General features: G+C 70.2%; 10 protein-coding genes and 1 pseudogene. 9 read left to right on the top strand and 2 right to left on the bottom strand.

Going from position 1 to position 25748, the window contains the following annotated elements; translation table 11 throughout:
- Window positions 1-522 precede the first annotated feature (522 nt).
- The 3 genes and pseudogenes from PV646_RS20455 to PV646_RS20445 form a co-directional block, all read left to right on the top strand.
- A pseudogene (locus PV646_RS20455) lies at window positions 523-729 on the top strand (cold-shock protein); the annotation flags it as partial.
- Window positions 730-756: 27 nt separating this feature from the next.
- Window positions 757-1461, top strand: a complete 705-nt coding sequence (locus PV646_RS20450) for a cold shock domain-containing protein (RefSeq protein ID WP_500345041.1) — start codon at window positions 757-759, stop codon at window positions 1459-1461.
- A gap of 278 nt (window positions 1462-1739) precedes the next feature.
- Entirely contained in the window at window positions 1740-3047 is a 1308-nt protein-coding gene (locus PV646_RS20445) for a protein kinase domain-containing protein (protein ID WP_500343761.1), read from the top strand.
- A 35-nt stretch (window positions 3048-3082) separates the two neighbouring features.
- On the opposite strand, the gene PV646_RS20440 is transcribed toward PV646_RS20445, so the two are convergent.
- A complete protein-coding gene (locus PV646_RS20440; protein WP_500343760.1) occupies window positions 3083-3541 on the bottom strand; it encodes an Lrp/AsnC family transcriptional regulator in 459 nt (152 codons plus the stop codon).
- Between the two features lie 160 nt (window positions 3542-3701).
- Between PV646_RS20440 and pdhA the strand changes: the two genes are divergently transcribed.
- Genes pdhA through PV646_RS20425 form a run of 3 tightly spaced genes read left to right on the top strand, consistent with a single transcriptional unit; the run spans window position 3702 to window position 7098 of the window.
- Window positions 3702-4778: a pyruvate dehydrogenase (acetyl-transferring) E1 component subunit alpha gene (gene pdhA, locus PV646_RS20435; RefSeq protein ID WP_500343759.1), complete on the top strand. Its 1077-nt coding sequence runs from the start codon at window positions 3702-3704 to the stop codon at window positions 4776-4778.
- Window positions 4778-5767, top strand: coding sequence for an alpha-ketoacid dehydrogenase subunit beta (locus PV646_RS20430; RefSeq protein WP_500343758.1), 990 nt, complete (start codon window positions 4778-4780; stop codon window positions 5765-5767). The genes pdhA and PV646_RS20430 overlap by 1 nt, the downstream gene beginning before the upstream one ends.
- Window positions 5764-7098 carry a dihydrolipoamide acetyltransferase family protein gene (locus tag PV646_RS20425; protein WP_500343757.1) on the top strand — a complete coding sequence of 445 codons (1335 nt, stop codon included), beginning with the start codon at window positions 5764-5766 and terminating at the stop codon, window positions 7096-7098. Before PV646_RS20430 ends, PV646_RS20425 begins: the two co-directional genes overlap by 4 nt.
- 105 nt (window positions 7099-7203) lie before the next feature.
- Here PV646_RS20425 and PV646_RS20420 read toward each other — a convergent pair whose 3' ends face one another.
- The gene (locus tag PV646_RS20420; protein ID WP_500343756.1) at window positions 7204-7851 is read right to left on the bottom strand and encodes a hypothetical protein; all 648 of its coding nucleotides are present in this window, start codon (window positions 7849-7851) and stop codon (window positions 7204-7206) included.
- Between the two features lie 545 nt (window positions 7852-8396).
- Here PV646_RS20420 and PV646_RS20415 point away from each other — a divergent pair.
- The 3 genes from PV646_RS20415 (at window position 8397) to PV646_RS20405 (ending at window position 25748) form a co-directional block, all read left to right on the top strand.
- A complete protein-coding gene (locus PV646_RS20415) occupies window positions 8397-8618 on the top strand; it encodes an isochorismatase family protein (protein ID WP_500343755.1) in 222 nt (73 codons plus the stop codon).
- 136 nt (window positions 8619-8754) lie between these two features.
- Complete coding sequence (locus PV646_RS20410; protein WP_500343754.1) at window positions 8755-25038, top strand: amino acid adenylation domain-containing protein; 16284 nt, start codon at window positions 8755-8757, stop codon at window positions 25036-25038.
- A complete protein-coding gene (locus PV646_RS20405) occupies window positions 25035-25748 on the top strand; it encodes a thioesterase II family protein (RefSeq protein WP_500343753.1) in 714 nt (237 codons plus the stop codon). The genes PV646_RS20410 and PV646_RS20405 overlap by 4 nt, the downstream gene beginning before the upstream one ends.

Raw genomic sequence — 25748 nt, 5'->3', positions numbered from 1 at the left:
GTTCCATGCTGAGCAGAACCTTCGTGGTCCGCCGGCGGACATGTGCCTCCCTGCACAGTCCGCTCGACATGGATCGTGGATGGCTCATGCAAGTCCCCCTGCGATCTGGTGCGACAGCCCGTCCGGACACTCCTTGCCGGATGTCGTCCGAACAGCTGGGGCAACCGTGCGCCACTGATCTTGCAAAGATCGTGTAGCGATCTTGAACCCACAGTTCAAGGGGGTGCGCCGGCCGAAGCCGCGCGAGCGGGGGAGTAGTGCGGCGGAGCCTGCCGAGGACGGCGAGGTCACCGCTGTCCGCTGGCTTGATCGACGAGTGCGGATCTGCGGCGACCTGAGGTGCAGGTCAGTCCACCAGGCATGGTTTTGGCACCTCACACGTCCGCATACTCGGGCAACGGCTGGTGACGGCGCGCGAGCTCGGTGACCTCGGCAACGTACTCACGGCGGAGCTGCCGCGCGCCGGGATCAGGAGGTACGGGACACTGGACCCCCGACCACCCGCAAGACCAGGAGTGCACTGTGCAGCAGGGAACCGTCCGCTGGTACGACCTAGAGCGCGGCTTCGGCTTCCTCGCCCCCGACGACGGCAGCGACGACATCTTCGTGCACGTCTCGCAGGTGCAGGGTGAGGGCGCGGCCCGGGCGCTGCGCGAGGGTCAGACGGTGGAGTTCGAGACCGGTGAGGGACCCCGCGGTCCGCAGGCGCTGCACGTCGCCGTCACCGGGGATGTCGCGCCCGACGCGGCCTTGGGTGTGCTCGCCACCGTCTCCTGGTACGAGCCGGCCAAGGGTTACGGGTTCGCCGCACCGGACGGCGGGGGTGCGGAGGTGTTCGTGCACTCCTCCGCCATCGTCACCGGGGGCGTCCTCGCGGCCGGGCAGCGGGTGGCGTTCGTCGTCATCGCCGGGGAGAAGGGGCCGCAGGCCCAGCACCTGGTGCCGCTGAGCTTCGACGCCGGGGTCCACCGAGCCCCTCTGGTCGCGGCCGGTGACGGTGCCGACGGCTCCGTCCTGTGGTTCGACGAGGAGAAGTCGTTCGGCTTCGTGGCCGCCGACGACGGGGTGGGCGACGTCTTCCTGCACGTGCGCGCCCTGGTCGACGACCGGTACCTGCCGGCCGAGGGCGACCGGGTCTCGTTCACCTCGGTCACCGTGGACCAGGGTCGTCAGGCGCGCGAGGTGCGGTTCGTGGCCGCCGGCGAGCCGGTGGAGGCCGCGCCGGCCCCCAGTCAGGCCCGTTCGGCCACCCGGCCCGCAGCCCGCGCCGGCGATGGCACGGTGGCCCGCTACGACGGCGACCGCGGCTTCGGCTTCATCACCCCCGACGCGGGCGGGCCCGACCTCTTCGTGCACGTCTCGGTGGTCTCCGGCGAGCCGCTGGTGGCGGGCGAGCGGGTGCGCTTCCGCATCCGGCAGAGCGACCGGGGCCCGCAGGCCGACGCCGTCGAGCGCGCCTGACCGTCCGGGACGGTCAGGCGACGCCTCGAAGCGGGCGACGTAGCGGCGCTGCCACGGCTTCTCGGCCGCCCGGTGGTGGCCCGCACGTGCGCGACCACCTCGGCGCCGGCGTTCCGTCCAGGCACGCCGGCGAGGTTGTGCCGCTCGCAAAGTCATCACCGCTGCGCACCGGCTCATCCTTCCCAGTCTGGGAGCATGCTCAGGTGATCGTGTCCTTGCGGTAGCCCGCGCGAAGTCGAAGGTGGCCGATGGTCGGCTCAGCCAAGTAGCGTCGGCACGTGCCAGAAGAGGGTGAGGTCATCGCCGGGCGGTACCGACTGGTGTCGTCGATCGGGCAAGGATCCATGGGGGTGGTCTGGCAGGCGCGCGACGAGCAACTCGACCGCGTGGTCGCGGTCAAGCTGCTCAACACGGATCGGCGGTCCCCGGACGCGGTGGCGCAGATGCTGCGCGAGGGCCGGGTCACCGGTCGGCTGCGGCACCCGCACGCGATCAGCGTGTACGAGGTCGTCGAGCACGACGGCAAGCCCTGTCTGGTGCTGGAGTACCTGCCCTCCCGCAGCCTCGCGGCGCTGATCGCCGAACGGGGCGTGCTGCCGCCGGGCGTGGTCGCGTCCGTGGGCAGGCAGGTCGCCGCCGCGCTGGCGGCGGCGCACGCAGAGGGCATCGTGCACCGGGACGTCTCGACGTTCAACGTCCTGCTGGCCGAGGACGGCATCGCGAAGATCACCGACTTCGGCATCGCCCGCGCGGTCGGCGAGGGCACGGTGACCGACGCCCGCTTGATCGTCGGCACGCCGGCCTTCCTGGCGCCGGAGGTGGCGGCGGGCGAGGCGGCGACGTTCGCCTCGGACGTGTTCTCCCTCGGCGCGACCCTCTACGCGGCGCTGGAGGGCACGCCGCCGTTCGGTGTGGACGACAACCCCTACGCGCTCCTGCAACGCGTGGTCCGGGGAGAGTTCGAGCCGCCGCGGTTGGGTGGCCCGCTCGGCGAGGTGCTCCTGCGCCTCCTGCATCGTGACGCGGCCCAACGCCCGACGATGGCCGAGGCCCACAAGCTGCTCGCGGCGGTCGCCGAGGGACTGCCGTTGCCCGCTGCGCCCCCGCAGAGCGGGACGCGGACGCTGCTCGTCCGCCGCCACCTGCCACGCCGGGTGATCGCGATGGTCGCCGGCGCGGCCGTCCTGGTCGCCGCCGGTGTCGTGATCGGCATCGTCGTGCAGGGCGACCGGCCCAGCAGCAGCGCCCAGACCAACTCCACGACGGCGACGACCGCGGTCACGACCGCCTGCGATGCCCGTTACGAGGTGACCAACTCGTGGCCGGGCGGCTACCAGGTCGAGGTGACCGTGCGCAACACCAGCCCAGGCGGCCTGACCGGCTGGACCATCACGTGGCAGCCGGCTGCGGGCCACACCATCGGCAACCTGTGGAACGGCACCCTGGCCCAGAACGCGACCGCGGTGACCGTCACCAACGCCGGCCACAACGCCGTGCTCGCCGCCGGGGGAACCACCTCGTTCGGGTTCGTCGCCGCCGGTCCTGAAGCCGCTCGCCCGGCCGTGACCTGCTCCACCGCCAACTGAAACGTCGGCTTGCCGCTGGCACCCGGTGCCCGCCGCTACCCGACGTGACGCGAGGCTCGGTTGTCGACGTCCTCGAAGATCAGGAACGTCTTGGTCGACAGCACTCCGGGGATGTTCTGCAACTGCTCCAGCACGACCCGGCGCAGGGCGTCGTTGTCCGCCGCCCGGACGAGCAGCATCACGTCGAACTCACCGCCCATGAGCGCCATGTGCCGCACTTCGGGGATGGCTCGCAGCTGCGCCTGCAGATCCCTCCAGTTGTTCTGCCGCACCGTCATCGCCACGTACGCGGACGTCGTCAGCCCGACCTTCACCGGGTCCACCCGCGCGGTGAAGCCGGTGATCACCCCGTCCGCCACGAGACGCTCGAACCGGGCGTAGGCGTTCGCGCGCGAGATGGTCACGCGTTCGGCCAGCGCGCGCCCCGACAACCGGCCGTCCGCCTCCAGTTCGGCGAGGATCCGGCGGTCGATCTCGTCCAGCTCCGGGTTCACGTGTCTCACTCCCAGGGGCAAAAGGGCGGTGTGGAGGTCCAACTGGACCGGCTGAATCGAGGCGTGAAGTCAATCGTCTCGCTCTCACGCGTGGATCTAGCCGATTGGCCACCAATATAGGCAACATTCGGGCTAGGTGTAACTGCTCGTGGAGGTGCGGATGAGTGCCGGTCAGCTCAAGGCGGCCATCACCCCGGCCCGGCTGCTGGACCAGAACGGCCGCCTGGTCAGGGGAGCGTCGAAACCCGACGCCGAGGCCCTGCTGGAGGGGTACCGCAAGCTGGTGTTCGCCCGCCGGCTGAACGAGCAGTGCGGTGCGCTGGTCCGGCAGGGACGATTGGCCGTCTACCCGTCCTCGCGCGGCCAGGAGGCCTGCCAGGTGGCGTGCGCGTCCGTTCTCTCGGACGGCGACTGGCTGTTCCCGACCTACCGCGACACGGCCGCGATCGCCGCTCGCGGGGTGGACCCGGTCGAGGTGCTCACGTTGTTGCGCGGCGACTGGCACTGCGGCTACGACCCGTACGAGCACAAGGTCGCGCCTCAGGCCACGCCACTCGCCACGCAGCTGCTGCACGCGGTCGGCGTCGCCCACGCGGCCCGCCTCAAGGGCGAGGACACCGTCGTGATGGCGCTGTGCGGGGACGGCGCGACGAGCGAGGGCGACTTCCACGAGGCCTGCAACTTCGCCGCCGTCTTCAAGGCACCGGTCGTCTTCTTCGTGCAGAACAACAAGTACGCGATCTCCGTTCCTCTCGCGCGCCAGTCGGTCGCGCCCTCGCTGGCGGCCAAGGCGATCGGCTACGGCATGCCCGGCGTCCGCGTCGACGGCAACGACCTGCCGGTGCTCGAGAAGGTGCTCGGCGAGGCCGTCGACCGTGCCCGCGCGGGCGAGGGACCGACGCTGGTCGAGGCAGACACCTACCGCATCGAGTCGCACACCAACGCCGACGACGCCAGCCGCTACCGCGCCGAGGACGAGGTCACCGAGTGGCTTCCGCGCGACCCGTTGTCGCGGGTGCGGACCTACCTGACGGAGGCAGGCGCGCTCGACGACGCACGTGATCAGGAGATCCACGCCGCCGCGGAGGAGATGGCGGCCGCGGTCCGCGCCGGCGTCGGTGCCGAGACGTTCCTCGACCCCGAGGAGATCTTCGCCCACGTCTACTCCACCCCCACCCCGCAACTGGTGGAACAGCGCGCGGGTCTGCGGGCCGAGCTCGACTCCGAGGAGGCCTGATGGGCGCCGAGAAGATGACGATGGCGCAGGCGATCAACGCCGCACTGCGGGACGCCATCGCCGAGGACGACTCCGTCGTGGTGTTCGGCGAGGACGTGGCCCAGTTGGGCGGTGTGTTCCGGGTGACCGACGGGCTGCACCGCGACTTCGGCGAGAGCCGGGTCTTCGACACCCCGCTGGCCGAGTCCGGCATCGTCGGCATGGCGGTGGGCATGGCCATGAACGGCATGCGCCCGGTCGTCGAGATGCAGTTCGACGCCTTCGCGTATCCCGCGTTCGAGCAGATCGTCAGCCACGTCGCGAAGCTGGGCAACCGCACGCGCGGCAAGGTGCGGCTGCCGATGGTCATCCGCATCCCCTACGCGGGCGGCATCGGGGGAGTGGAGCACCACTGCGACTCGTCCGAGGCCTACTACGCCCACACTCCCGGTCTCACCGTCCTGGCACCGGCCACCAACGCCGACGCCTACGGCCTGCTGCGTGCGGCGATCGCCGGTTCCGACCCGGTCGTCTTCCTGGAGCCCAAGAAGCACTACTTCGCCCGCGAGGAGGTCGACGTGACGGTGCCCGTGCCGCCGATCGGCCGCGCGGTGGTCCGGCGCCCCGGCAGGGACGCCACGCTGATCGCCTACGGCCCGTCCGTGCCGGTGGCGCTGGCCGCCGCCGAGCAGGCCGCCACCGAGGGCAGGGACCTGGGCGTGGTCGACCTGCGCTCCATCGTCCCGTTCGACGACGAGACCGTGTGCGCCGAGGTCCGCAGGACCGGCCGTGCGGTCGTGATCGCCGAGGCACCGGGGTTCGCCTCGGTGGCCTCGGAGATCGCCGCACGGGTGGGGGAGCGCTGCTTCCACCACCTGGAAGCGCCGGTCCGCCGCGTCACCGGTTTCGACGTGCCCTACCCCGCACCGAAGCTGGAGCACCACTTCCTGCCCGGCGTGGACCGGATCCTCGACGCCGTCGACACGTTGCAGTGGGAGGACGCCGCATGAGCACCCAGGTGTTCGACCTGCCCGACCTGGGCGAGGGACTGACCGAGGCCGTGCTGCTCCGGTGGCTCGTCAGGACCGGCGACACCATCTCCGTGGACGAGCCCGTGGCGGAGGTCGAGACGGCCAAGGCGATGGTCGAGGTGCCTTCACCCTTCGGCGGCGTGATCGCACGGCTGCACGGTGCGGAGGGCGACACGCTCCAGGTCGGGTCGCCGTTGATCTCGGTCGGGGCAGGCGCTTCCACCGCTGAGACCTATGTGGAGGAGGAGCGTGCCGGGTCCGGCAACGTCCTGATCGGTTACGGGACCTCCGAGGCGAAGTCGTCACGCCGCCGCAGGAAGGCCGCTGTGACGGCGGGCAGTGGCGAACGCCCGGCCGCCGCTCCGGTGATGCGCGACGCGGAACGCCCCACCGCCACCATTCCGTTGGTGCGCAACGGGGAACGCCCGGCCGTGCAGTCACCGATCGTGCGCCGCCTCGCCCGCGACAGCGGCGTCGACCTCACCGCACTGATCGGTACCGGACCCGGTGGCCTGATCACCCGCCGCGACGTCGAGGCCGCCACCGTCGTGCCCGACCCGGTCGTGCCCAAGCCCGTCGTGCCGGGGCCGGCGAGCGGTGCGGACCAGCGCACAGGTCTGCCGATCCGCACCCGAGTGCCGTTGACGGGCATGCGCAAGGCGGTCACCGCCACGCTGACCCGCAGCCGGACCGAGATCCCCGAAGCGACGACGTGGGTCGACGTCGACGCCACGGCGTTGCTGGAACTCCGCGCCGAACTCAAGGAAACCGGTGCGGCACCAGGCGTTCTCGCGATGGTCGCGCGGTTCGTCGTGGCGGGGCTCGCCCGCTTCCCCGAGCTGAACTCCCGTGTGGACACCGACCGCGGCGAGATCGTCCACCTCGACGGCGTGAACCTCGGCCTGGCGGCGCAGACCGACCGCGGTCTCGTCGTCCCGGCGGTGAAGGACGCGCACCGTCTGAGCATGCGCGGCCTCGACACCGAGATCCGCAGGCTCACCGCGGCCGCCCGCGAGGGCACCGCCACCGCCGCCGAACTCACGTCCGGGTCGTTCACCCTGAACAACTACGGCGTGCTCGGCGTCGACGGCAGCGCCGCGATCATCAACCACCCCGAGGTCGCGATCCTCGGCATGGGGCGCATCCTGCCGCGACCGTGGGTGGTCGACGGAGAGATCGCGGTGCGCCACATCGTGCAGCTGTCGCTCGTCTTCGACCACCGGGTGTGCGACGGCGGCACGGCGGGTGGCTTCCTCCGGTTCGTCGCCGACTGCGTCGAGAACCCGAAGTCGGCGCTCGCGGACCTGTAGCGCGCGTCGGCGTCCCGTTGTGGCCGAGCCGAGGCGGTGTCGTCGGACCAGCCGAACACGGCCTTCAGCTTGTCCCGCAAGCGGTGGTCCAGCCGGCGTAGTGGATCAGCCCCCGACCGGCTGGCGCAATTCGGCGACCTTCGCGGCCCCGTACTTCGCGACCATCGTCTGTTCGAACAGCTGGTCGGGGGTCAGGTTCCGCTTTGCGGCGATGTCGGCCAGCGCGGTGTCGGAGAGGTCGAACATGGGACGCGGATCGAGCTTCCACGAACCTTCCTCGCGGACGAAGCTGAACCTGTACGGCGCCACCTCGCCTCCCATGAGCACCTCGGCCGACGCGGTGTCACCGCTCACCGCGACGGCTCCGAGCTTGACGTTGGCGGCGTTCTGCTCGTTGACCAGGCCGTTCTCCACCCCGATCCGCACCAGGTCCCGTGGCGACGCGGTGCGCAGGGTCGGGGCGTCCACATCGCGGCGCAGGGCGTACACGAAGGCCCGCCTGCTCAGCGGTACGGCGGCGACCTGCTGTTCGGTACCGGTCAGCGCCAGCTTCCTGGCCTGGTCGTAGATGTCGAACATGGAGCTCGCCACCACCGTCACGACGGTGTCGCCGTCCTTGGCCGCCCCGGCCTTCATGTAGGTCTCGAAGGTGACGTGCACCCGTGACTCGTCGGTCGTGCTCGGCGTGGCCGGAGCCGGGGTGCCGCACGCGGCGGCGAGCAGGCACAGGGACACCACGATGAGTCGCTTCACCCGCGCAGCCTAAAGCTCGCCGCCGAAGTCCAGAATCGAATGAACGGTTCATCGTCCTGCATGATCACGGCCGTGTTGGTCCGGTTCGCCTGTCTCGCCGTCTCCCAGGTCATGTCTGGTCTGTTGTGATCAGCAGCTGTTGCTGACGTCGTGCTGGCGCGGTGAACGTACCGATCAACTACAACATGTCCACAGTGGACTTCGGCGTGTTCGGGCCCACCCCGGTTGGCTGATCTTCCAGGTCAGCCGGCCTGCGCTGCTTCTGGCTCCGCCGTGGACTGCTCGGGATCGTGCCAGCCCGCTTCGCCGACCGGCACGGAACCCCCACCTGGGTTCTGTGCCGGTCGGGATGAAGATGTCGCAGCGCGGTCGTGGAGAACGGCAGCGACGGGGCGGTCAAGGTGCGCCGGGTTCACCGGCTCACGTCGGCCGCCCTGACTGCGGCACCCGCCCGGATTTCGGCCAGGATCCGGCGGTGGTCGGCGAGCGACGCCGCAGGCTGACCGGTTCGGGTCAGGGAGGTCATCGACACGGAACTGGACCTCGTGTTGCGCACCAGGGGCGTGAACACGCTGCTGTTGACCGGCGTCTCCACCGATCTCGTCGCGCTGGCCACGGCCCGTGACGGCCACGACCGCGATGACGCGGTGGAGGTGCTCGCGGACGTGACGGCCGCGGCGGACAACGCCCCGCACGAGTCGGCGTTGACGCTGATCGCCCGCACCGCCACGGTGACCACTGTGGACGGAGCCCTGCCGCTCGGGTGAGCCGGTCCCGGTCCCCTGCGAAGTCACCGCCCACCCGAATCGTGCGGAAAGAGGCCGGACAGAGTGGCCCCGTGGTGGCCGGGGTTTGCGGTGGACTTCGTTCATGGGAACGAACGCGACGGCCGCGGAGCGTGCAATGCCATCGCTCGCCCTCTCGGCTGCCCAGGAACGGATGTGGTTCGCGCACGCGATCTCGCCCGACGTGCCGAACAACGGCCTGGCCGGGTGGCAGCTCGACGGCGACGTGGACCGTGCCGCGCTCAACTCCGCGATCCGCACGGCCATCGCGGAGGCGCGGACGTTGCTGGTCAACTTCCGCGACGGCGACGAGGGCCTGCGGCAGGTGCTGCGCGAGCTCGGCGACTGGCAGCCGTTCTCGATCACGGTCGCCGGGGAGGCCGATCCGCTCGGAGCCTCTCACGGCATCGTGAACGACCTGGTGGGGCAGCCGTTCGACTTCGAGACCGAACTCCTCGTCCGCGCCGGTGTGATCGAGCTGGACCGGGATCGGCTGCTGCTGGTCGTGGTGTGCCCGCACCTGATCTCCGACGGCTTCGGCGTCCTCAACGTCCTGTCCCGGCGGATCGCCGAGATCTACCGCGCGCTGCACGCCGGCGGGCCGGTGCCGCCGAACGCGTTCGCCGACCCCGAGGTCTTCCACCGCGCCGACCGGCGGTACCGCGACTCGGCCCGGTCCGCCGCCGACGCGGCGTTCTGGCGCGAGTACGTCGCGGACGCCGACGAGGTGGTCCGGCTGCCGCGCGGCGTCGCGAAGATGGACGTCGCCGAGCTCGACCCGCCCCGGCTCACGACGGCCGCCCGGCAGCGGATGTGCAACTTCGAGGCCGCGATTCCGGCGGCGGAGCACGCGCAGTGGGCGGAGACCGCCGCGGCGCTCGGCGTCACGATGTCCTCGCTGACCATCGCGGCGGTCGCCGTGTTCTTCCGGCAGATGTGCCGGCAGGACGAGCCGCTGTTCTCCCTCAGCGTCAACAACCGGTTCGGCGCGACGAAGGCGACCCCGGGGATCGTCTCCAACATCCTGCCGATCAAGGTCGCCTTCCGGCCCGGCACGTCGCTGGCGGAGCTGGCCGGCGTGGTCACCGCCGAGACGACGCGGATCTTCCGGCACTCGTCGCTGCAGATCTCCAGCATTCGGCGGGAGGCCGGCCTGAGCCGGGAACCGCGCAGTCCCTTCGGCGCGATCCTCAACCTCATCCAGTTCCTGGAGCCGGTCGAGTTCGGCGGCCGCACGGCGCGGCTGGCCGGAACGTCGTTCGGGGTCACCGACGAGCTCGCGATCTCGATCTACGTCGACGGTGGGACCAGGGGCGACCTGTGCGTGCGGTTCGACGCCCCGGATTCGCTCTACGACCGCGACGATCTGGCCGCGCTGTGTTCCCGGCTGGTCGCGTGCCTGCGCGCCGTGCTGGCGGATCCGCACGCGCCGGTGGACGTGGCACAGACCCTGCCGCCGGTGGAACTGGCCTGGCTCGTGGCGCGGGACGAGACCGCGGAACCGGTCACCGACCGCACCCTCGTGTCGTTCTTCGCGGAGCAGGTGCTGGCCAGGCCCGACGCGACGGCGGTGGTGTCCGGCGCCCTCACCGCCACCTACGCCGAACTGGATCAGCGCTCGGACGGGCTCGCGCGGGCACTGGCCGCACGGGGCGCGTGCGCTGAGCGGTTCGTGGCCGTGGCGGTGCCGCGATCGATCGACTTCGTGGTGGCGTTGCTGGCGGTGCTGAAGACGGGGGCCGCCTACCTGCCCGTCGACCCTGACTACCCGGCGGACCGGATCCGCTTCGTGCTCGACGACGCCGACCCGGTCCTGGTGATCACCGGCGCGGACGTCGACCTGCCGGCCACCGGGCATCCGCGGATCTCGGTCGATGAACGCGGAGACGGCGTCGCGGTCGGTCCCCGGCACGGTGACCAGCCCGCCTACCTGATCTACACGTCCGGTTCGACCGGAACGCCGAAGGGCGTGGTCGTCCCGCACGCGAACGTGACGCGGCTGTTCGCCGCCACCGAGTCGCGGTTCCACTTCGGACCGGACGACGTCTGGACGTTGTTCCACTCGCCGTCCTTCGACTTCTCCGTCTGGGAGATCTGGGGCCCGCTGCTGCACGGCGGCCGGCTCGTCGTCGTGCCGCACGAGATCAGCCGCTCCGCCCGCGACTTCCGCCGGCTGCTGGCCGCCGAACGGGTCACCGTGCTCAACCAGACCCCGTCGGCGTTCCGGCAACTGGCCGAGGCGGACGCGGAGTTCCCGGACGACCTCGCGCTGCGCTTCGTGATCTTCGGCGGCGAGGCGCTCGATCCCGGGACGCTCAGCGGGTGGTACGCGCGCCACGGTGACCGGGATCCTCAGCTGGTCAACATGTACGGGATCACCGAGACGACCGTGCACGTCACCCACCGGCCGCTCGACGCGTCCACGACCGGCAGCGCGATCGGCCTTCCGGTGCCGAACATGCGGGTGCGGGTGCTGGATCCGGGATTGCGGCTGGTTCCGGTTGGTGTCGTGGGTGAGTTGTACGTGGCGGGCGCGCAGTTGGCGCGTGGCTACTTCGGGCGATGCGGGCTCACTGCGTCGCGGTTCGTCGCGGATCCCTTTGGTGGCGCGGGTTCGCGGATGTATCGGACCGGGGATCTGGTGCGGTGGTCCGGTTCTGAGCTGGTGTTCGAGGGCCGGGCCGACGACCAGGTGAAGATCCGGGGGTTCCGGGTCGAGCCTGGTGAGGTCGAAGCCGTACTCGGGTCGCATCCCGAGGTGTCGCGGGCGTTGGTGGTCGCTCGCGATGGTTCGGGCGGCAAGCAGTTGGTGGCTTACGCGGTGGGTGGTGCCGCGTTGAACGGCGTGGATCTGCGTGGGTTCGTGGCGGCTCGGGTGCCGGAGTTCATGGTGCCGGCCGTGGTGGTCGTCGTCGACGAGCTTCCGTTGACGGCGAACGGGAAGATCGATCGGCGAGCGCTGCCGGAACCCGAGTTCGCGGGAGACGTCTACCGGGCGCCCCGCAATCTCCGCGAGGAGATCCTTTGTGGACTGTTCGCCGAGGTTCTGCGGGTCTCGGCCGTGGGCGTGGACGACAACTTCTTCGACCGGGGCGGTCATTCGTTGCTGGCGACGAGGCTGGTGTCCCGCATCCGGGTGGTGCTGGGTGTCGAGGTGCCGATCCGGGTGGTGTTCGAGTGTCCGTCGGTGGCCGCGTTGGCGGCTCGGCTGGACGACGGCCGGGCGGTGCAGGTGCCGGTGGCCAGGGTGGTGCGGCCCGAGCGGGTGCCGTTGTCGTTCGCGCAGCGGCGGTTGTGGTTCCTGTACCGGTTCGAAGGGCCCTCCGCGACTTACAACGTCCCGATGAGGCTGGGGTTGTCGGGCGCGCCGGACGTGGCGGCGTTGTCCGCCGCGATCCGTGACGTCGTCGGCAGGCACGAGAGTCTGCGGACGGTGTTCGCCGAGGCCGACGGTGTCCCGGCGCAGCGGGTGCTGGACGCGTTCGACGTTCCGCTCGACGCCGTCGAGGCGAGCACACCGGCGGAGCTGGAGGAACTGGTCGGCGAGGTGGCGCGGTACCGGTTCGACCTGGAGGCGGAGATCCCGGTTCGCGCCAGGATCGTCGGCGGTGCCACCGAGCAGGTGCTGATCCTGGTGATCCACCACATCGCCGCGGACGGGTGGTCGCTGGTCCCGTTGTTGCGCGACCTGTCCGACGCGTACGTGGCGCGGTGCGCGGGGACGGCGCCGGCTTGGGGGCCGCTTCCCGTGCAGTACGTCGACTACACGTTGTGGCAGCAGGATGTGCTGGGGTCGGAGGACGACCCCGACTCGGTCGTGTCCCGCCAGGTCGCGTACTGGCGCGACGAGTTGGCGGGTGTGCCGGAACAGATCGGGTTGCCGGTCGACCGGGTCAGGCCGCCGGTCGCGAGCCATCGTGGCGATTTCGTCGTGTTCACCTTGGACGCCGAGTTGCGCCGGAGCGTGGAAGCGCTGGCCCGCAGTCAGGGCGCGACCGCCGCCATGGTGATGCAGGCCGCGCTCGCCGTGCTGCTCGGCAAACTCGGTGCGGGCGCTGACATTCCGATCGGGTCGCCGATCGCCGGACGCACCGACGAGACGTTGAACGATCTGATCGGTTTCTTCGTCAACACCTGGGTGCTGCGAGTCGGCCTTGATCGCGACGCGACGTTCGCCGACGTCGTCGCCCAGGTTCGGGAGAAGGCTCTTGGGGCTTACGCGAACCAGGACGCGCCGTTCGAGCGCCTCGTCGAGTTGCTCAACCCGGCCCGGTCGACCGCGCACCACCCGTTGTTCCAGGTCTCGCTCGCCTTCCAGAACAACAGCTTCCCCCATCTCGCGCTGGGCGACCTGAAGGTCACCTTCGAGCCGACCTCGACGGGCACGTCCCGGTTCGACGTGCTGTTCAACATCGTCGAGCGGCCGGACGGCGACGACAGCGACACGGGCTACTACGGGTTCGTGGAGTACGCCACGGACCTGTTCGACCGGGAGACGATCGAACAGGTCATCAGCCGCTACACCGATGTCCTGGAGACGGTCGTCGCCGCACCGGGCACACCGATCCGAGCCGTGGACGTGCTCCTGCCCGCCGAGCGCCACCGGCTCCTCGAAACCTGGAACGACACCGCGACCACCGCGGCCGGCCCGGTGCCCCAGATGGTCGAGGACCAGGTGCGGCGGACACCGGACGCGATCGCGGTCTCCTTCGCCGGGGGCGAGCTGACCTACCGGCAGCTCGACGAGCGCGCCGACGCCATCGCCGGCGCCTTGGCAGCCCAGGGGATCGGGCCGGACGCGGTGGTCGCGGTGGCGCTCCCGCGCTCGCCGGACCTGGTCGCCGCCCTGCTGGGAGTTCTCAAAGCCGGCGGTGTCTACCTGCCGGTGGACGTCGCGTATCCGGTCGAGCGGCTGGAGTTCGTGCTCACCGATGCCGCGCCGAAGGTGGTGATCACCGATCGCGCTTCGATCGATTCCGTGGCCGGCGCGGGTGTGCCGTGCCTGGTGGTCGACGAGCTCACGACGGCGGGTGCGCGGCCCCGGCCCGCGACGCAGCCGGACCAGCTCGCCTACCTGATCTACACGTCCGGCTCCACCGGTGCGCCCAAGGGCGTCGCCATGACCTGTGGCGCGCTCGGGAACCTGGTGCGGTGGCACGACAGCGTCGCCGAGGGCGGTGTGGGCCGCAAGGTGGCTCAGTTCACCGCGTTGAGTTTCGACGTCTCGGTCCAGGAGATCCTGTCCTGTCTGGTGACGGGCAAGACCCTGGTCGTTCCGGACGACGAGACCAGGGCCGATCCGCACGCGCTGGCGGCATGGCTGCGCGAGCAGCGGATCAGTGAACTGTTCGCACCGACCCCGGTCGTCAAGGCCGTGTGCGAGGCGGCCCAGGAAGCCGGGATCGACCTACCCGACCTGCGTGAGGTGTGCCAGGCGGGCGAGGCGCTGACCCTGGACGACCGCCTCCGGGCGTTCTTCCTCGACTCTCCCGGGATCCGGCTGCGCAACAACTACGGACCGGCGGAGACCCACGTCGTCACCAGCCACGCGCTCGACGACCCCGGCACCGGCTGGCCGACCGTGGTGCCCATCGGCACCCCGGTGTCGAACACGCGGATGCGAGTGCTGGACTCGGATCTGCGGCTGGTTCCTGTTGGTGTCGTGGGTGAGTTGTACGTGTCGGGTGCGCAGTTGGCGCGTGGTTACTTCGGACGTTCCGGGCTGAGCGCGTCGCGGTTCGTCGCGGATCCCTTCGGTGGCGGGGGTTCGCGGATGTACCGGACCGGGGACCTGGTGCGGTGGTCGCGTGAGGGCGACCTGGTCTACCTGGGTCGGGTCGACGATCAGGTGAAGATCCGGGGGTTCCGGGTCGAGCCCGGTGAGGTCGAAGCGGTGCTGGGGTCGCATCCGCGGGTGTCGCGGGCGGTGGTGGTTGCTCGTGAAGGTGCGGGTGGCAAGCAGTTGGTGGCGTACGCGGTTGGTGGTGCACTGGACGGCGCGGAACTGCGGGGATTCGTGGCGTCCCGGTTGCCGGAGTTCATGGTGCCGGCGGTGGTGGTCGTCGTCGACGACCTGCCGCTGACGGTGAACGGGAAGGTGGACCGGGAGGCGCTGCCGGAGCCGGAGTTCGGCGGGGGAACCCACCGGGCTCCCCGGAACCCGCGCGAAGAGGTGCTCGCAGGGCTGTTCGCGGAAGTCCTCGACGTCGGCCAGGTCGGGATCGACGACAACTTCTTCGACCAGGGCGGCCATTCGCTGCTGGCGACGAAGCTGGTGTCGCGGGTCAGGACGGCGCTGGGCGTCGAGGTGCCGATCCGGACGGTGTTCGAGAACCCGTCCGTGGCGCGGCTGGCAGCGCGTTTGGACGGTGACCGGCCGGTGCAGGTGCCGGTGGGCCGGGTGGTGCGGCCGGAGTGGGTGCCGTTGTCGTTCGCACAGCGTCGGTTGTGGTTCCTGCACCGGTTCGAGGGGCCCTCCGCCACCTACAACGTGCCGATGAGGCTGGAGCTGTCGGGTCTGCCGGACGTGCCGGCCCTGTCCGCCGCCGTCCACGACCTAGTCGCGCGGCACGAGAGCCTGCGGACCGTGTTCGCCGAGGTCGACGGCGTGCCGGTGCAACGGGTGCTGGAAGCCGGCGCGGTGCCCGTCGACGTCGTCGAGGCGTCTTCGGCGGCGGAGCTGGAGGCAGTGGTCACGGAGGTGGCGCGGTACCGGTTCGACCTGGAGGCGGAGATCCCGATCAGGGCCCGGATCGTCACGGGTGCCGCCGGGCAGGTGTTGATGCTGGTGGTGCACCACATCGCCGCGGACGGGTGGTCGCTGGTCCCGTTGTTGCGCGACCTGTCCGAGGCGTATGCGGCGCGGTGTGCGGGGACGGAGCCGGGCTGGGAGCCGCTTCCGGTGCAGTACGTGGACTACTCGCTGTGGCAGCGGGAAGTGCTGGGGTCGGAGGACGATCCGGGATCGGTCGTGTCGCGGCAGTTCGCGTATTGGCGCGACGAGTTGGCTGGTCTGCCAGAACAGGTCGTCCTGCCGGTCGATCGGATCAGGCCACCGGCGGCCAGCTATCGCGGTGACGTCGTCCCGTTCACGATGGACGCGGCGTTGCGTGCGGGCGTCGAGGCGTTGGCCCGCAGTCAGGGTGTCACGCCGGCCATGGTGATGCAGGGCGCGCTCGCGGTGCTGCTCGGGAAACTCGGTGCGGGCGACGACATTCCGATCGGGTCGCCGATCGCGGGTCGTACCGACGAGACGTTGGACGACCTGATCGGTTTCTTCGTCAACACCTGGGTGCTGCGGGTCGGCCTGGAGCGTGGCGCGTCGTTCGCCGACGTTCTCGCTCAGGTGCGGGAAAAGGCTCTTGGCGCGTATGCGAACCAGGACGCGCCGTTCGAGCGACTGGTGGAGTTGCTCAACCCCGTGCGGTCGACCGCGCACCACCCGTTGTTCCAGGTCTCGCTCGCCTTCCAGAACAACAGCTCGCCACACCTCGCCCTGGGCGACCTGAAGATCACCTTCACGCCGACGTCGACCGGCACCTCGCGGTTCGACCTGCTGTTCAACATCGTCGAGCGACCGGACGGCTACCACGGGTTCGCGGAGTACGCCACCGACCTGTTCGACAGGGAAACGATCGAGCGGATCATCACCCGCTACGTCGGCGTCCTGGAGACCGTGGTCGCCACCCCGGACGTCCCGATCCGAGCCGTGGACGTGCTGCTGCCCGCCGAGCGCCGCCGGCTCCTCGAAGCCTCGGACGACCCGGCGCCGATCACGACGGTTCCCCTGCTGATCGAGAGCCAGGTCGAGCGGACGCCGGAGGCTCTCGCCGTCACCTGTGCCGGGGCGGCGCTGACCTACCGGGAGCTCGACGAACGCGCCGACCAGATCGCGCACGCGTTGATCGCCCACGGCGTGCGGATCGAGTCGGTGGTCGCGGTCGCGCTTCCCCGGTCGCCGGACCTGGTCGCGGCCCTGCTCGGTGTCCTGAAAGCCGGTGCCGCCTACCTGCCGATCGATCCCGGGTATCCGGCTGACCGGCTGGCGTACGTGCTCACCGACGCGGCACCGGTGGTCGTCATCGCGGACAGCGCCACCGCCGGAACCGTTGCCGGCGAAGGGGTGCGGTGCCTCCTGATCGACGAGCTCACCACGACCGGCGCGGACCCGCGTCCCCCGTTGTCGCCGGGCAATCTCGCGTATCTGATGTACACCTCCGGTTCCACGGGCATCCCGAAGGGCGTGGGGATCACGCACGCGAGTGTCACGCTCTGCGTGCGGGAACTGGCCGCCCGGTTCGGCATGCGGCAGGGCGGGGTCACGCTGGCCGGCACGTCGGTCAGTTTCGACGTGTCGGTGTTCGAGATCTTCGCGACCCTGGCCACCGGCGGTGTCGTCGACGTCGTCGGGGACGTGCTGGAACTCGGCGAACGCGACTCGTGGACGGGCGGCGTCGTCAGCACGGTGCCGTCCGCGTTCGCCGAGTTGCTGACCGGCCTGCCGGAGGCCACCACCATCAACGCCGTGGTGCTCGCCGGTGAGGCACTTCCCGTCTCCCTGGTCCACCGCATCCGTGAGGTGCTACCGGAAACCCGGGTCTTCAACGCCTACGGGCAGACCGAGTCGTTCTACGCCACGGCCTCCGCGTCACTGGACACGGTGGACGATCGCGGCAACGCGCCGATCGGCACCCCGCTCGGCGGTGTCCGCGTCCACGTCCTCGACGCCGACCTCAACCCGGTCCCGCCGGGAGTGGCCGGAGAACTGCACGTCGCCGGGCCGAACGTCGGGCGCGGCTACCACGATCTGCCCGCCCTCACCGCGTCGCGGTTCGTCGCGGATCCCTTTGGTGGTGGGGGTTCGCGGATGTACCGGACCGGGGATCTGGTGCGGTGGTCCGGTGGTGAGCTGGTGTTCGTCGGCCGGGCCGACGATCAGGTGAAGATCCGGGGTTTCCGGGTCGAGCCTGGTGAGGTCGAAGCCGTCCTGGGGTCGCATCCCGAGGTGTCGCGCGCTGTGGTCGTTGCTCGTGATGGTGCGGGTGGCAAGCAGTTGGTGGCTTACGCGGTGGGTGGTGCGGCGCTGGACCTGCGTGGGTTCGTGGCGTCCCGGTTGCCGGAGTTCATGGTGCCGGCGGTGGTGGTCGTCGTCGACGACCTGCCGCTGATGGCGAACGGGAAGGTGGACCGGGCAGCGTTGCCGGAGCCTGAGTTCGCGGGGACCGCTCATCGGGGACCGCGCACTCTCCGCGAGGAGATCCTTTGTGGTCTGTTCGCCGAGGTGCTGCGGGTTCCTGTTGTGGGCGTGGACGACAGCTTCTTCGACCGGGGCGGTCATTCGTTGCTGGCGACGAGGCTGGTGTCCCGCATCCGGGTGGTGCTGGGTGTGGAGGTGCCGATCCGGGTGGTGTTCGAGTGTCCGTCGGTGGCCGGGCTGGCGGCTCGGCTGGATGACGGCCGGGCGGTGCAGGTGCCGGTGGCCAGGGTGGTGCGGCCCGAGCGGGTGCCGTTGTCGTTCGCGCAGCGGCGGTTGTGGTTCCTGTACCGGTTCGAAGGTCCTTCCGCGACCTACAACGTCCCGATGGGGCTCGCGTTGTCCGGGCGTCCGGATGTGACGGCGTTGTCCGCCGCGCTCCGGGACGTTCTGGGGCGGCACGAGAGTCTGCGGACGGTGTTCGCCGAGATCGACGGTGTGGCGGTGCAGCGGGTGCTGGACGCGTTCGACGTTCCGCTCGACGTCGTCGAGGCGAGCACGCCTGAGGAACTGGAGGAATCGGTCGGCGAGGTCGTGCGGCACCGGTTCGACCTGGAGGCGGAGATTCCGGTTCGAGCCAGGGTCGTCGTGGGCGACGCCGGGTGTGTGTTGATCCTGGTGATCCACCACATCGCCGCGGACGGGTGGTCGCTGGTCCCGCTGTTGCACGACTTGTCCGGCGCCTACGCCGCGCGGTGTGCGGAGGTGGCACCGGTGTGGGAGCCGCTTCCGGTGCAGTACGTGGACTACACGTTGTGGCAGCGGGATGTGCTGGGGTCGGAGGACGATCCGGATTCGGTCATCGCCCGTCAGTTCACGTACTGGCGCGACGAGTTGGCCGGTCTGCCGGACCACATCACGTTGCCCGTAGATCGGGTCAGGCCACCTGTCGCCAGTTATCGCGGTGACGTCGTGCTGTTCACGATGGACGCGGAGTTGCGTCAGGGCGTTGAGACGTTGGTCCGCAGTCAGGGCGCGACCGCCGCCATGGTGATGCAGGCCGCGCTCGCCGTGCTGCTCGGCAAACTCGGTGCGGGCACTGACATTCCGATCGGGTCGCCGATCGCCGGGCGCACCGACGAGACGTTGGACGATCTGATCGGTTTCTTCGTCAACACCTGGGTGCTGCGGGTCGGCCTGGAGGACGACGCGACGTTCGCCGATGTCCTCGCCCAGGTTCGGGAGAAGGCTCTTGGGGCTTACGCGAACCAGGACGCGCCGTTCGAGCGCCTCGTCGAGTTGCTCAACCCGGCCCGGTCGACCGCGCACCACCCGTTGTTCCAGGTCTCACTCGCCTTCCAGAACAACATCTTCCCCCATCTCGCGCTGGGTGATCTCGGGGTCGGTTTCGAGCCGACGTCGACGGGCACCTCGCGGTTCGACCTGCTGTTCAACATCGTCGAACAGGAAGCCACCGACACCGGGTACTACGGGTTCGTCGAGTACGCCACGGATCTGTTCGACCGGGAGACGATCGAGCAGATCATCAGCCGCTACCTCAGCGTTCTGGCCGCCGTCATCGCCGCACCGGACACGCTGATCCGGGACGTTGACGTGTTTCTGCCCGACGAGCGCCACCGCGTCCTTGAAGTGTGGAGCCGAAACACCGAAGACCAGAACCCGGACGCACGGGCCCACGTGCTGGATCGCTGGTCGAATCCGGTACCCACCGGCGTGGTCGGCGACCTGTACGTGTCAGGCACGCCGTCCGGCCAGTCGGCGCGGTGGACGCGGGAAGGTCGGCTGGAACTCGTGGAGCGGGGCGGCGAGCAGGCCGCCGAGGTCGTCGCGGGGGAGTACCGCGCGCCGCGCGACCGCCGGGAAGAGGTGCTGGCCGGGCTCTTCGCGGAGGTCCTGAACGTCGCCGGGGTCGGGATCGACGACAGCTTCTTCGAGCAGGGCGGCCATTCGCTGCTCGCCACCTGGCTGGTGTCCCGCATCAGGACGGTGCTGGGTGTCGAGGTGCCGATCCGGGTGGTGTTCGAGTGTCCGTCGGTGGCCGCGTTGGCGGCTCGGCTGGACGACGGCCGGGCGGTGCAGGTGCCGGTGGCCAGGGTGGTGCGGCCCGAGCAGGTGCCGTTGTCGTTCGCGCAGCGGCGGTTGTGGTTCCTGTACCGGTTCGAAGGTCCTTCCGCCACCTACAACGTCCCGATGAGGCTCGCGTTGTCCGGGCGTCCGGACGTGGCGGCGTTCTCCGCCGCCGTCCGTGACGTCGTCGAGCGGCACGAGAGCCTGCGGACGGTGTTCGCCGAGATCGACGGTGTGGCGGTGCAGCGGGTGCTGGACGCGTTCGACGTTCCGGTCGACGTGGCCGAGTCGGCGACGGCGGCGGAAGCGGAGGCGCTGATCGCGGAGGTGGCGCGGTACCGGTTCAATCTGGAGGCGGAGATCCCGGTTCGCGCCAGGATCGTCGAAGGCGCCGGCGGATGTGTGTTGATCCTGGTGATCCACCACATCGCCGCGGACGGGTGGTCGCTGGTCCCGTTGTTGCGCGACCTGTCCGAGGCGTACGCGGCGCGGTGTGCGGGAGCGGCGCCGGTGTGGGAGCCGCTCCCGGTGCAGTACGTGGACTACACGTTGTGGCAGCAGGAGGTGCTGGGGTCCGAGGACGACCCGGAGTCGGTCGTGGCGCGGCAGTTCGCCTACTGGCGCGACGAGCTGGCGGACCTGCCGGACCAGATCACGCTGCCGGTCGATCGGGTCAGGCCGCCGGCCGCCAGTCATCGCGGCGACATCGTCCTGTTCACCATGGACGCGGAGTTGCGGCAGAACGTCGAGGCGTTCGCCCGCGCGCAGGGCGTCACGGCGGCCATGGTGATGCAGGCCGCGCTCGCCGTGCTGCTCGGCAAACTCGGTGCGGGCGCTGACATTCCGATCGGATCGCCGATCGCCGGACGTACCGACGACCTGCTGAACGACCTGATCGGCTTCTTCGTCAACACCTGGGTGCTGCGGGTCGGCTTGGAGGACGACGCCACGTTCACCGACGTGCTCGCCCAGGTGCGGGAGAAGGCCCTGGGCGCGTATGCGAACCAGGACGCGCCGTTCGAACGACTCGTCGAGCTGCTCAACCCGACGCGATCGGTCGCCCACCACCCCGTCTTCCAGGTGCTGCTGGGCTTCCAGAACAACGTCTACCCGACGTTCGCCCTGGGCGACCTGGAAGTCGGCTTCCACCCCGTCTCGACCGGCACCTCGCGGTTCGACCTGTTCTTCAACATCGCCGAACGGCCGGAGAGCGACACCGGTGACGAGGGCTACTACGGCTCCGTCGAGTACGCGACCGACCTGTTCGACCGGGAGACGATCGAGCAGATCATCGCCCGCTACGTCAGCGTCCTGGAGACTCTGGTCGCCGCACCGGACACGCTGATCCGGGCCGTCGACGTGCTCCTGCCCGCCGAGCGCCACCGACTCCTGGAAGTCTTCAACCGCACGGCCGAGAGCCCCGGGACACCGGACGACACCGTGCCCGCGCTGTTCGAACAGCAGGTGGCACGGAACCCGGACGCTATCGCGATCTCCGGCGATGTTCAGGACATCACGTACCGGCAGCTCGACGAACGAGCCAACGAGATCGCGCACGAGCTGATCGCACGGGGTGTGCGCATCGAGTCCGTGGTCGCGGTCGCGCTCCCACGCTCGCCGGACCTGATCGCGGCACTGATCGGCGTGCTGAAGGCCGGTGCCGCCTACCTGCCGATCGACCCCGCGTATCCCGGCGCCCGCAACGGTTCCGTCCTCGCCGCCGCCGCACCCGCCCTGATCCTGACCAGCAGCGCCGTGGACACGCGCGACGTGCTGCCGGACGAGGAGATCCCGAGGCTTTACCTGTCGGAGGTGGCCGGTGAGCGGACCACTCCGCCCAGGGAACGCCTGCGCCCGGCCCACCTCGCGTACGTGATGTTCACTTCCGGTTCGACCGGGCAACCGAAAGGCGTCGCGGTCTCCCATCGCAGTGTGGTGAACGAGGTCGCCAACGGCTGGCCGGAAGGGCCCGGCGACCGGATCCTCGTCCAGTCGTCGGTCGCCTTCGACGCGTCGGTGTACGAGATCTGGCCGGCACTGCTGACCGGCCGGACCCTCTTCCCGCTGCCCGTGGGCATGGAGTCACCGGCGAACCGCATCCAGTTCGTCTCCTCGCACGAGATCGACTCCCTGTGGGCCACCGCCGGACTGTTCGACCTCATGTCGTCGGAGGACCTGTCGGGTCTGCGGACCATGCGCTACCTCGCGACGGGCGGCGACAAGGTGTCCACCGCCGCCGTAGACCGCGTCCTCCAGGCGCACGACGACATCCGGATCATCAACATCTACGGCCCGACCGAGACCACCGTGAACGCCACGACCCACGTCGTCTCCGCCGCGAACCGCGGCGAGTTCGACGATCCGGTCGTCCCGATCGGCACCCCGATCCTGAACGCCCGCGTGTACGTCCTGACCGACGACCTGACCCCGGTCGCGACGGGCGTGGCCGGCGAACTGTGGATCGGCGGCGCGGGTCTGGCACGCGGGTACTTCGGCAGGCCGGGGCTCACCGCGGAACGGTTCGTGGCGAATCCGTTCGGCCCGGCGGGTTCCCGGATGTACCGCACCGGCGACCTGGCGCGCTGGACGCGCGACGGACGGCTCGTGTTCGTCGGCAGGGTGGACGACCAGGTGAAGATCAGCGGGTTCCGGGTCGAACCCGGCGAGGTCGAAGCGGTCCTGAGGTCACACCCCCGGGTGGCGCAGGCCGCGGTGGCCGCCCGTGACCTCACCGGGCAGGGCGACCGGCAACTGGTCGCGTACGTCGTCGCGAACCAGGAGGCACCGGCCGAACGCCAGGAGAGCCGTGAGGCGGAACTGGTGGACCAGTGGCAGGACATGTACGACGGCCTGTACGACGGGGAACTCCCGGCCGGCTTCGGCGACGACTTCCGCGGCTGGCACAGCAGCTACACCGGAGCACCGATTCCGCTGCCGGAGATGCGGGAGTGGCGCGACACGACGGTCGAGCGGATCCGGTCGCTGCGGCCGGGGAGACTGCTCGAGATCGGCGTCGGCACCGGCCTGCTGATGTCCCGCCTGGCCCCGCTGTGCGACACGTACTGCGGGACGGACTTCTCCGAACCCGTGATCGACGGGCTCCGGCAGCACCTCGATCGGCTGGCGCCGGAGTGGGCGGGCCGGGTGACGCTGGTCGTCGGGCGAGCCGACCTGATCGACCGGCTGCCGGAACGCGGGTTCGACACCGTCGTGCTCAACTCGGTCGTTCAGTACTTCCCGAGCGTGCAGTACCTGGTCGACGTCATCGAGAAGGCGATGGGACTGCTGGCACCGGGCGGCGCGCTGTTCATCGGCGACGTCCGCAACGGCGCGCTGCTGCGCGAGTTCGCCACCACGGTCCAGGTCCGGCGCCTCGGCCTGGAGACCACGGCCGAACTCGACGAGGCAGGCCGGGACAAGATCCGCCGTGCCATCGCCACCGAGATCGCCATGGAGAAGGAACTGGTCCTGCACCCGGACTTCTTCCCCGCGCTCCGGGACACGCTGCCCGTGATCGACGCGGTCGACGTGCGGATGAAGAGCGGCGCCTACGACAACGAGCTGAGCCAGTTCCGCTACGACGTGACCCTGCGCAGGGCGCCGTCCGGGACGCGGTCGTTCGCGGACGTTCCCCGGCTGCGGTGGAGCGAGGTGGCGAGCTGCGAGGCGTTGGAACACCACCTCCGGACACGGCGGCCCGACCGCGTCAGGGTCGTCGGTGTACCGAACGCGGCTCTGGTGAACGCCCTGCGCTCCACCGGTGATCTGCACGGTGAGCACAGCCCGCCCGAATCCGCCGGTGTGCGACGGGATGAGCTCTGCGAGCTCGGGGAGCGGCTGGGGTACGCGGCGGCGGTGACGTGGTCGCGGATCGCCGGACACATGGACGTCGTCTTCGCCGCACCCGATGACGACGCCGGCACCTGCACGCCCGGCTACACGAAGGCCGGACCGCTGACCTCGTACGGCAACGTGCCCGTCGCCGACCACGGGATCGACCTGCGGGCCTTCCTGAGCGGCCGGCTGCCCGCGTACATGGTCCCGTCGGCGGTGCTGATGCTCGACCGCCTTCCGTTGACCGCCAACGGAAAGGTGAACCGGGACGCGTTGCCGACGCCCGAGCTCGCCGGCGGCTCGGCCCGGCGGCCGCGCAACGCCCACGAGGAGGTGCTGGCCGGTCTGTTCGCCGAGGTGCTGGGCGTGGCCGACGTCGGCATCGATGACAGCTTCTTCGACCTGGGCGGACATTCGCTGCTCGCCACGAGGTTGTTGTCTCGCATCCGCACCGTGCTGCGGACCGACGTTCCCATGAGGACGGTGTTCGAACATTCCACCGTGGCCGAGCTGACGCCGCGACTGCTGGACCTGAACCACGACGGCCGCGACGAGACGTACGCGCCGCTCATGACCATCCGCGCGCACGGCGCCGGACGTCCGCTGTTCTGCGTGCACCCTGTGAGCGGCGTCGGCTGGTTCTACCTCAGCCTCGCCCGGTACGTCGACGACCGGCCGATCTACGCGCTCCAGGCGCCCGGCCTCGATCCCACCGGCCCCGACGCCATGCCGGAGTCCATGGCGGAACTGGTCGACACCTACCTCGCCAGGATCACCTCGGTGCAGCCGCACGGGCCGTACAACCTGCTCGGCTGGTCGTTCGGCGGCATCGCCGCGCACGCCATCGCTGCCGAACTCCGGGCGCGCGGCGAACGGGTCGAGCTGCTGGCGTTGATGGACTGCTACCCCGAAACCGCCGCAGAGGCGGGCGACCTGCGCGGCGAGGACGTGCGCGAGGGGTTCGACCTGTTCCTGCGCGGACGGTACGCCGACGCGGACCTGCCGGACGTGGACGCGATCGCCGAGCTGGTGTCGGACATCAGCGTCGCGCACATCGGGTTGCTGACCGGATACGTGCCACCGGAGTTCGACGGGGCGGCGGTCTTCTTCAAGGCGACGGCGGAGAACAGCAAGGATCCCGCGGCCTCGTGGCAGGACTTCGTCCACGCGGGCCTGACCGTCCACACCGTACCGACCGGCCACCAGGACATGGACCGGCCGGAATCCATGCGGGTCATCGGAGACGTGCTGAAACGGGTCTTCGGTGCCGCGAAGGAGGACGCGTGACCAACCGCTGGTTCCTGACCGATCCGCCGGACGACTGCGACCACGTGCTGCTGTGCTTCCCGTACTCCGGTTGCGGCGCCTCGATGTTCCGCTCGTGGCCCGACCGCGTCGGCGACATCGCCCTGGTACCGCTGCACCTGCCCGGCCGGGAGACCCGGATGGGGGAGCCGCACTACGGGACGTACGAGCGGCTGGCCGAGCAGATGACCGCCGAACTCGGGCCGCACCTCGACCGCGACTTCAGCGTGTTCGGGCACTGCGGTGGAGCGCTCGCCGCCTTCGAGTTCGCGCGGCGCATGGCGTCCGACGCGAAAGCGCCGACGACCTGCTTCATCTCCTCGCAGGTGGCGCCGGACGACGGGCCGTACGGCCGGTTCCTCGACATGGGCACGGACGAGCTTCGTGTCGAGGTCGTGCGGATGCTGGGGCTGGTGAAGCCGGCCAAGCGGCTGGTCGACTTCTTCGTCAAGGTGCTCGTCGACGACCTGGCCGCCAACCGGGCCTACCGCCTGCCCAGGACGCCGGTCGACTCCTTCGCGATCCGGGCGATCGGGTGGTCCGGCGACGTGGAGATCCCGCCCGGCCTGATGGCCGGATGGGCCCACTGGGGACGCAGCACCCCGGTCGTGCTGGACGGTGACCACCACGCGTTCATCAAGGCTCCCGGCGCCCTGCTCGACGCCTTCCAGACCGGAATCCGGGGCGGGTGA

It is taken from the genome of Streptomyces sp. ID05-26A (genome assembly GCF_033794685.1).
Lineage (GTDB): Bacteria > Actinomycetota > Actinomycetes > Mycobacteriales > Pseudonocardiaceae > Lentzea.
This window is presented reverse-complemented; position numbering and strand designations above follow the sequence as displayed.

What these genes read in the sequence shown, in the direction of transcription:
- pdhA (WP_500343759.1), top strand. Translation starts at nt 3,702, where the DNA reads ATGAGTGCCGGTCAGCTCAAGGCGGCCATCACCCCGGCCCGGCTGCTG.
- PV646_RS20430 (WP_500343758.1), top strand. Translation starts at nt 4,778, where the DNA reads ATGGGCGCCGAGAAGATGACGATGGCGCAGGCGATCAACGCCGCACTG.
- PV646_RS20425 (WP_500343757.1), top strand. Translation starts at nt 5,764, where the DNA reads ATGAGCACCCAGGTGTTCGACCTGCCCGACCTGGGCGAGGGACTGACC.
- PV646_RS20410 (WP_500343754.1), top strand. Translation starts at nt 8,755, where the DNA reads ATGCCATCGCTCGCCCTCTCGGCTGCCCAGGAACGGATGTGGTTCGCG.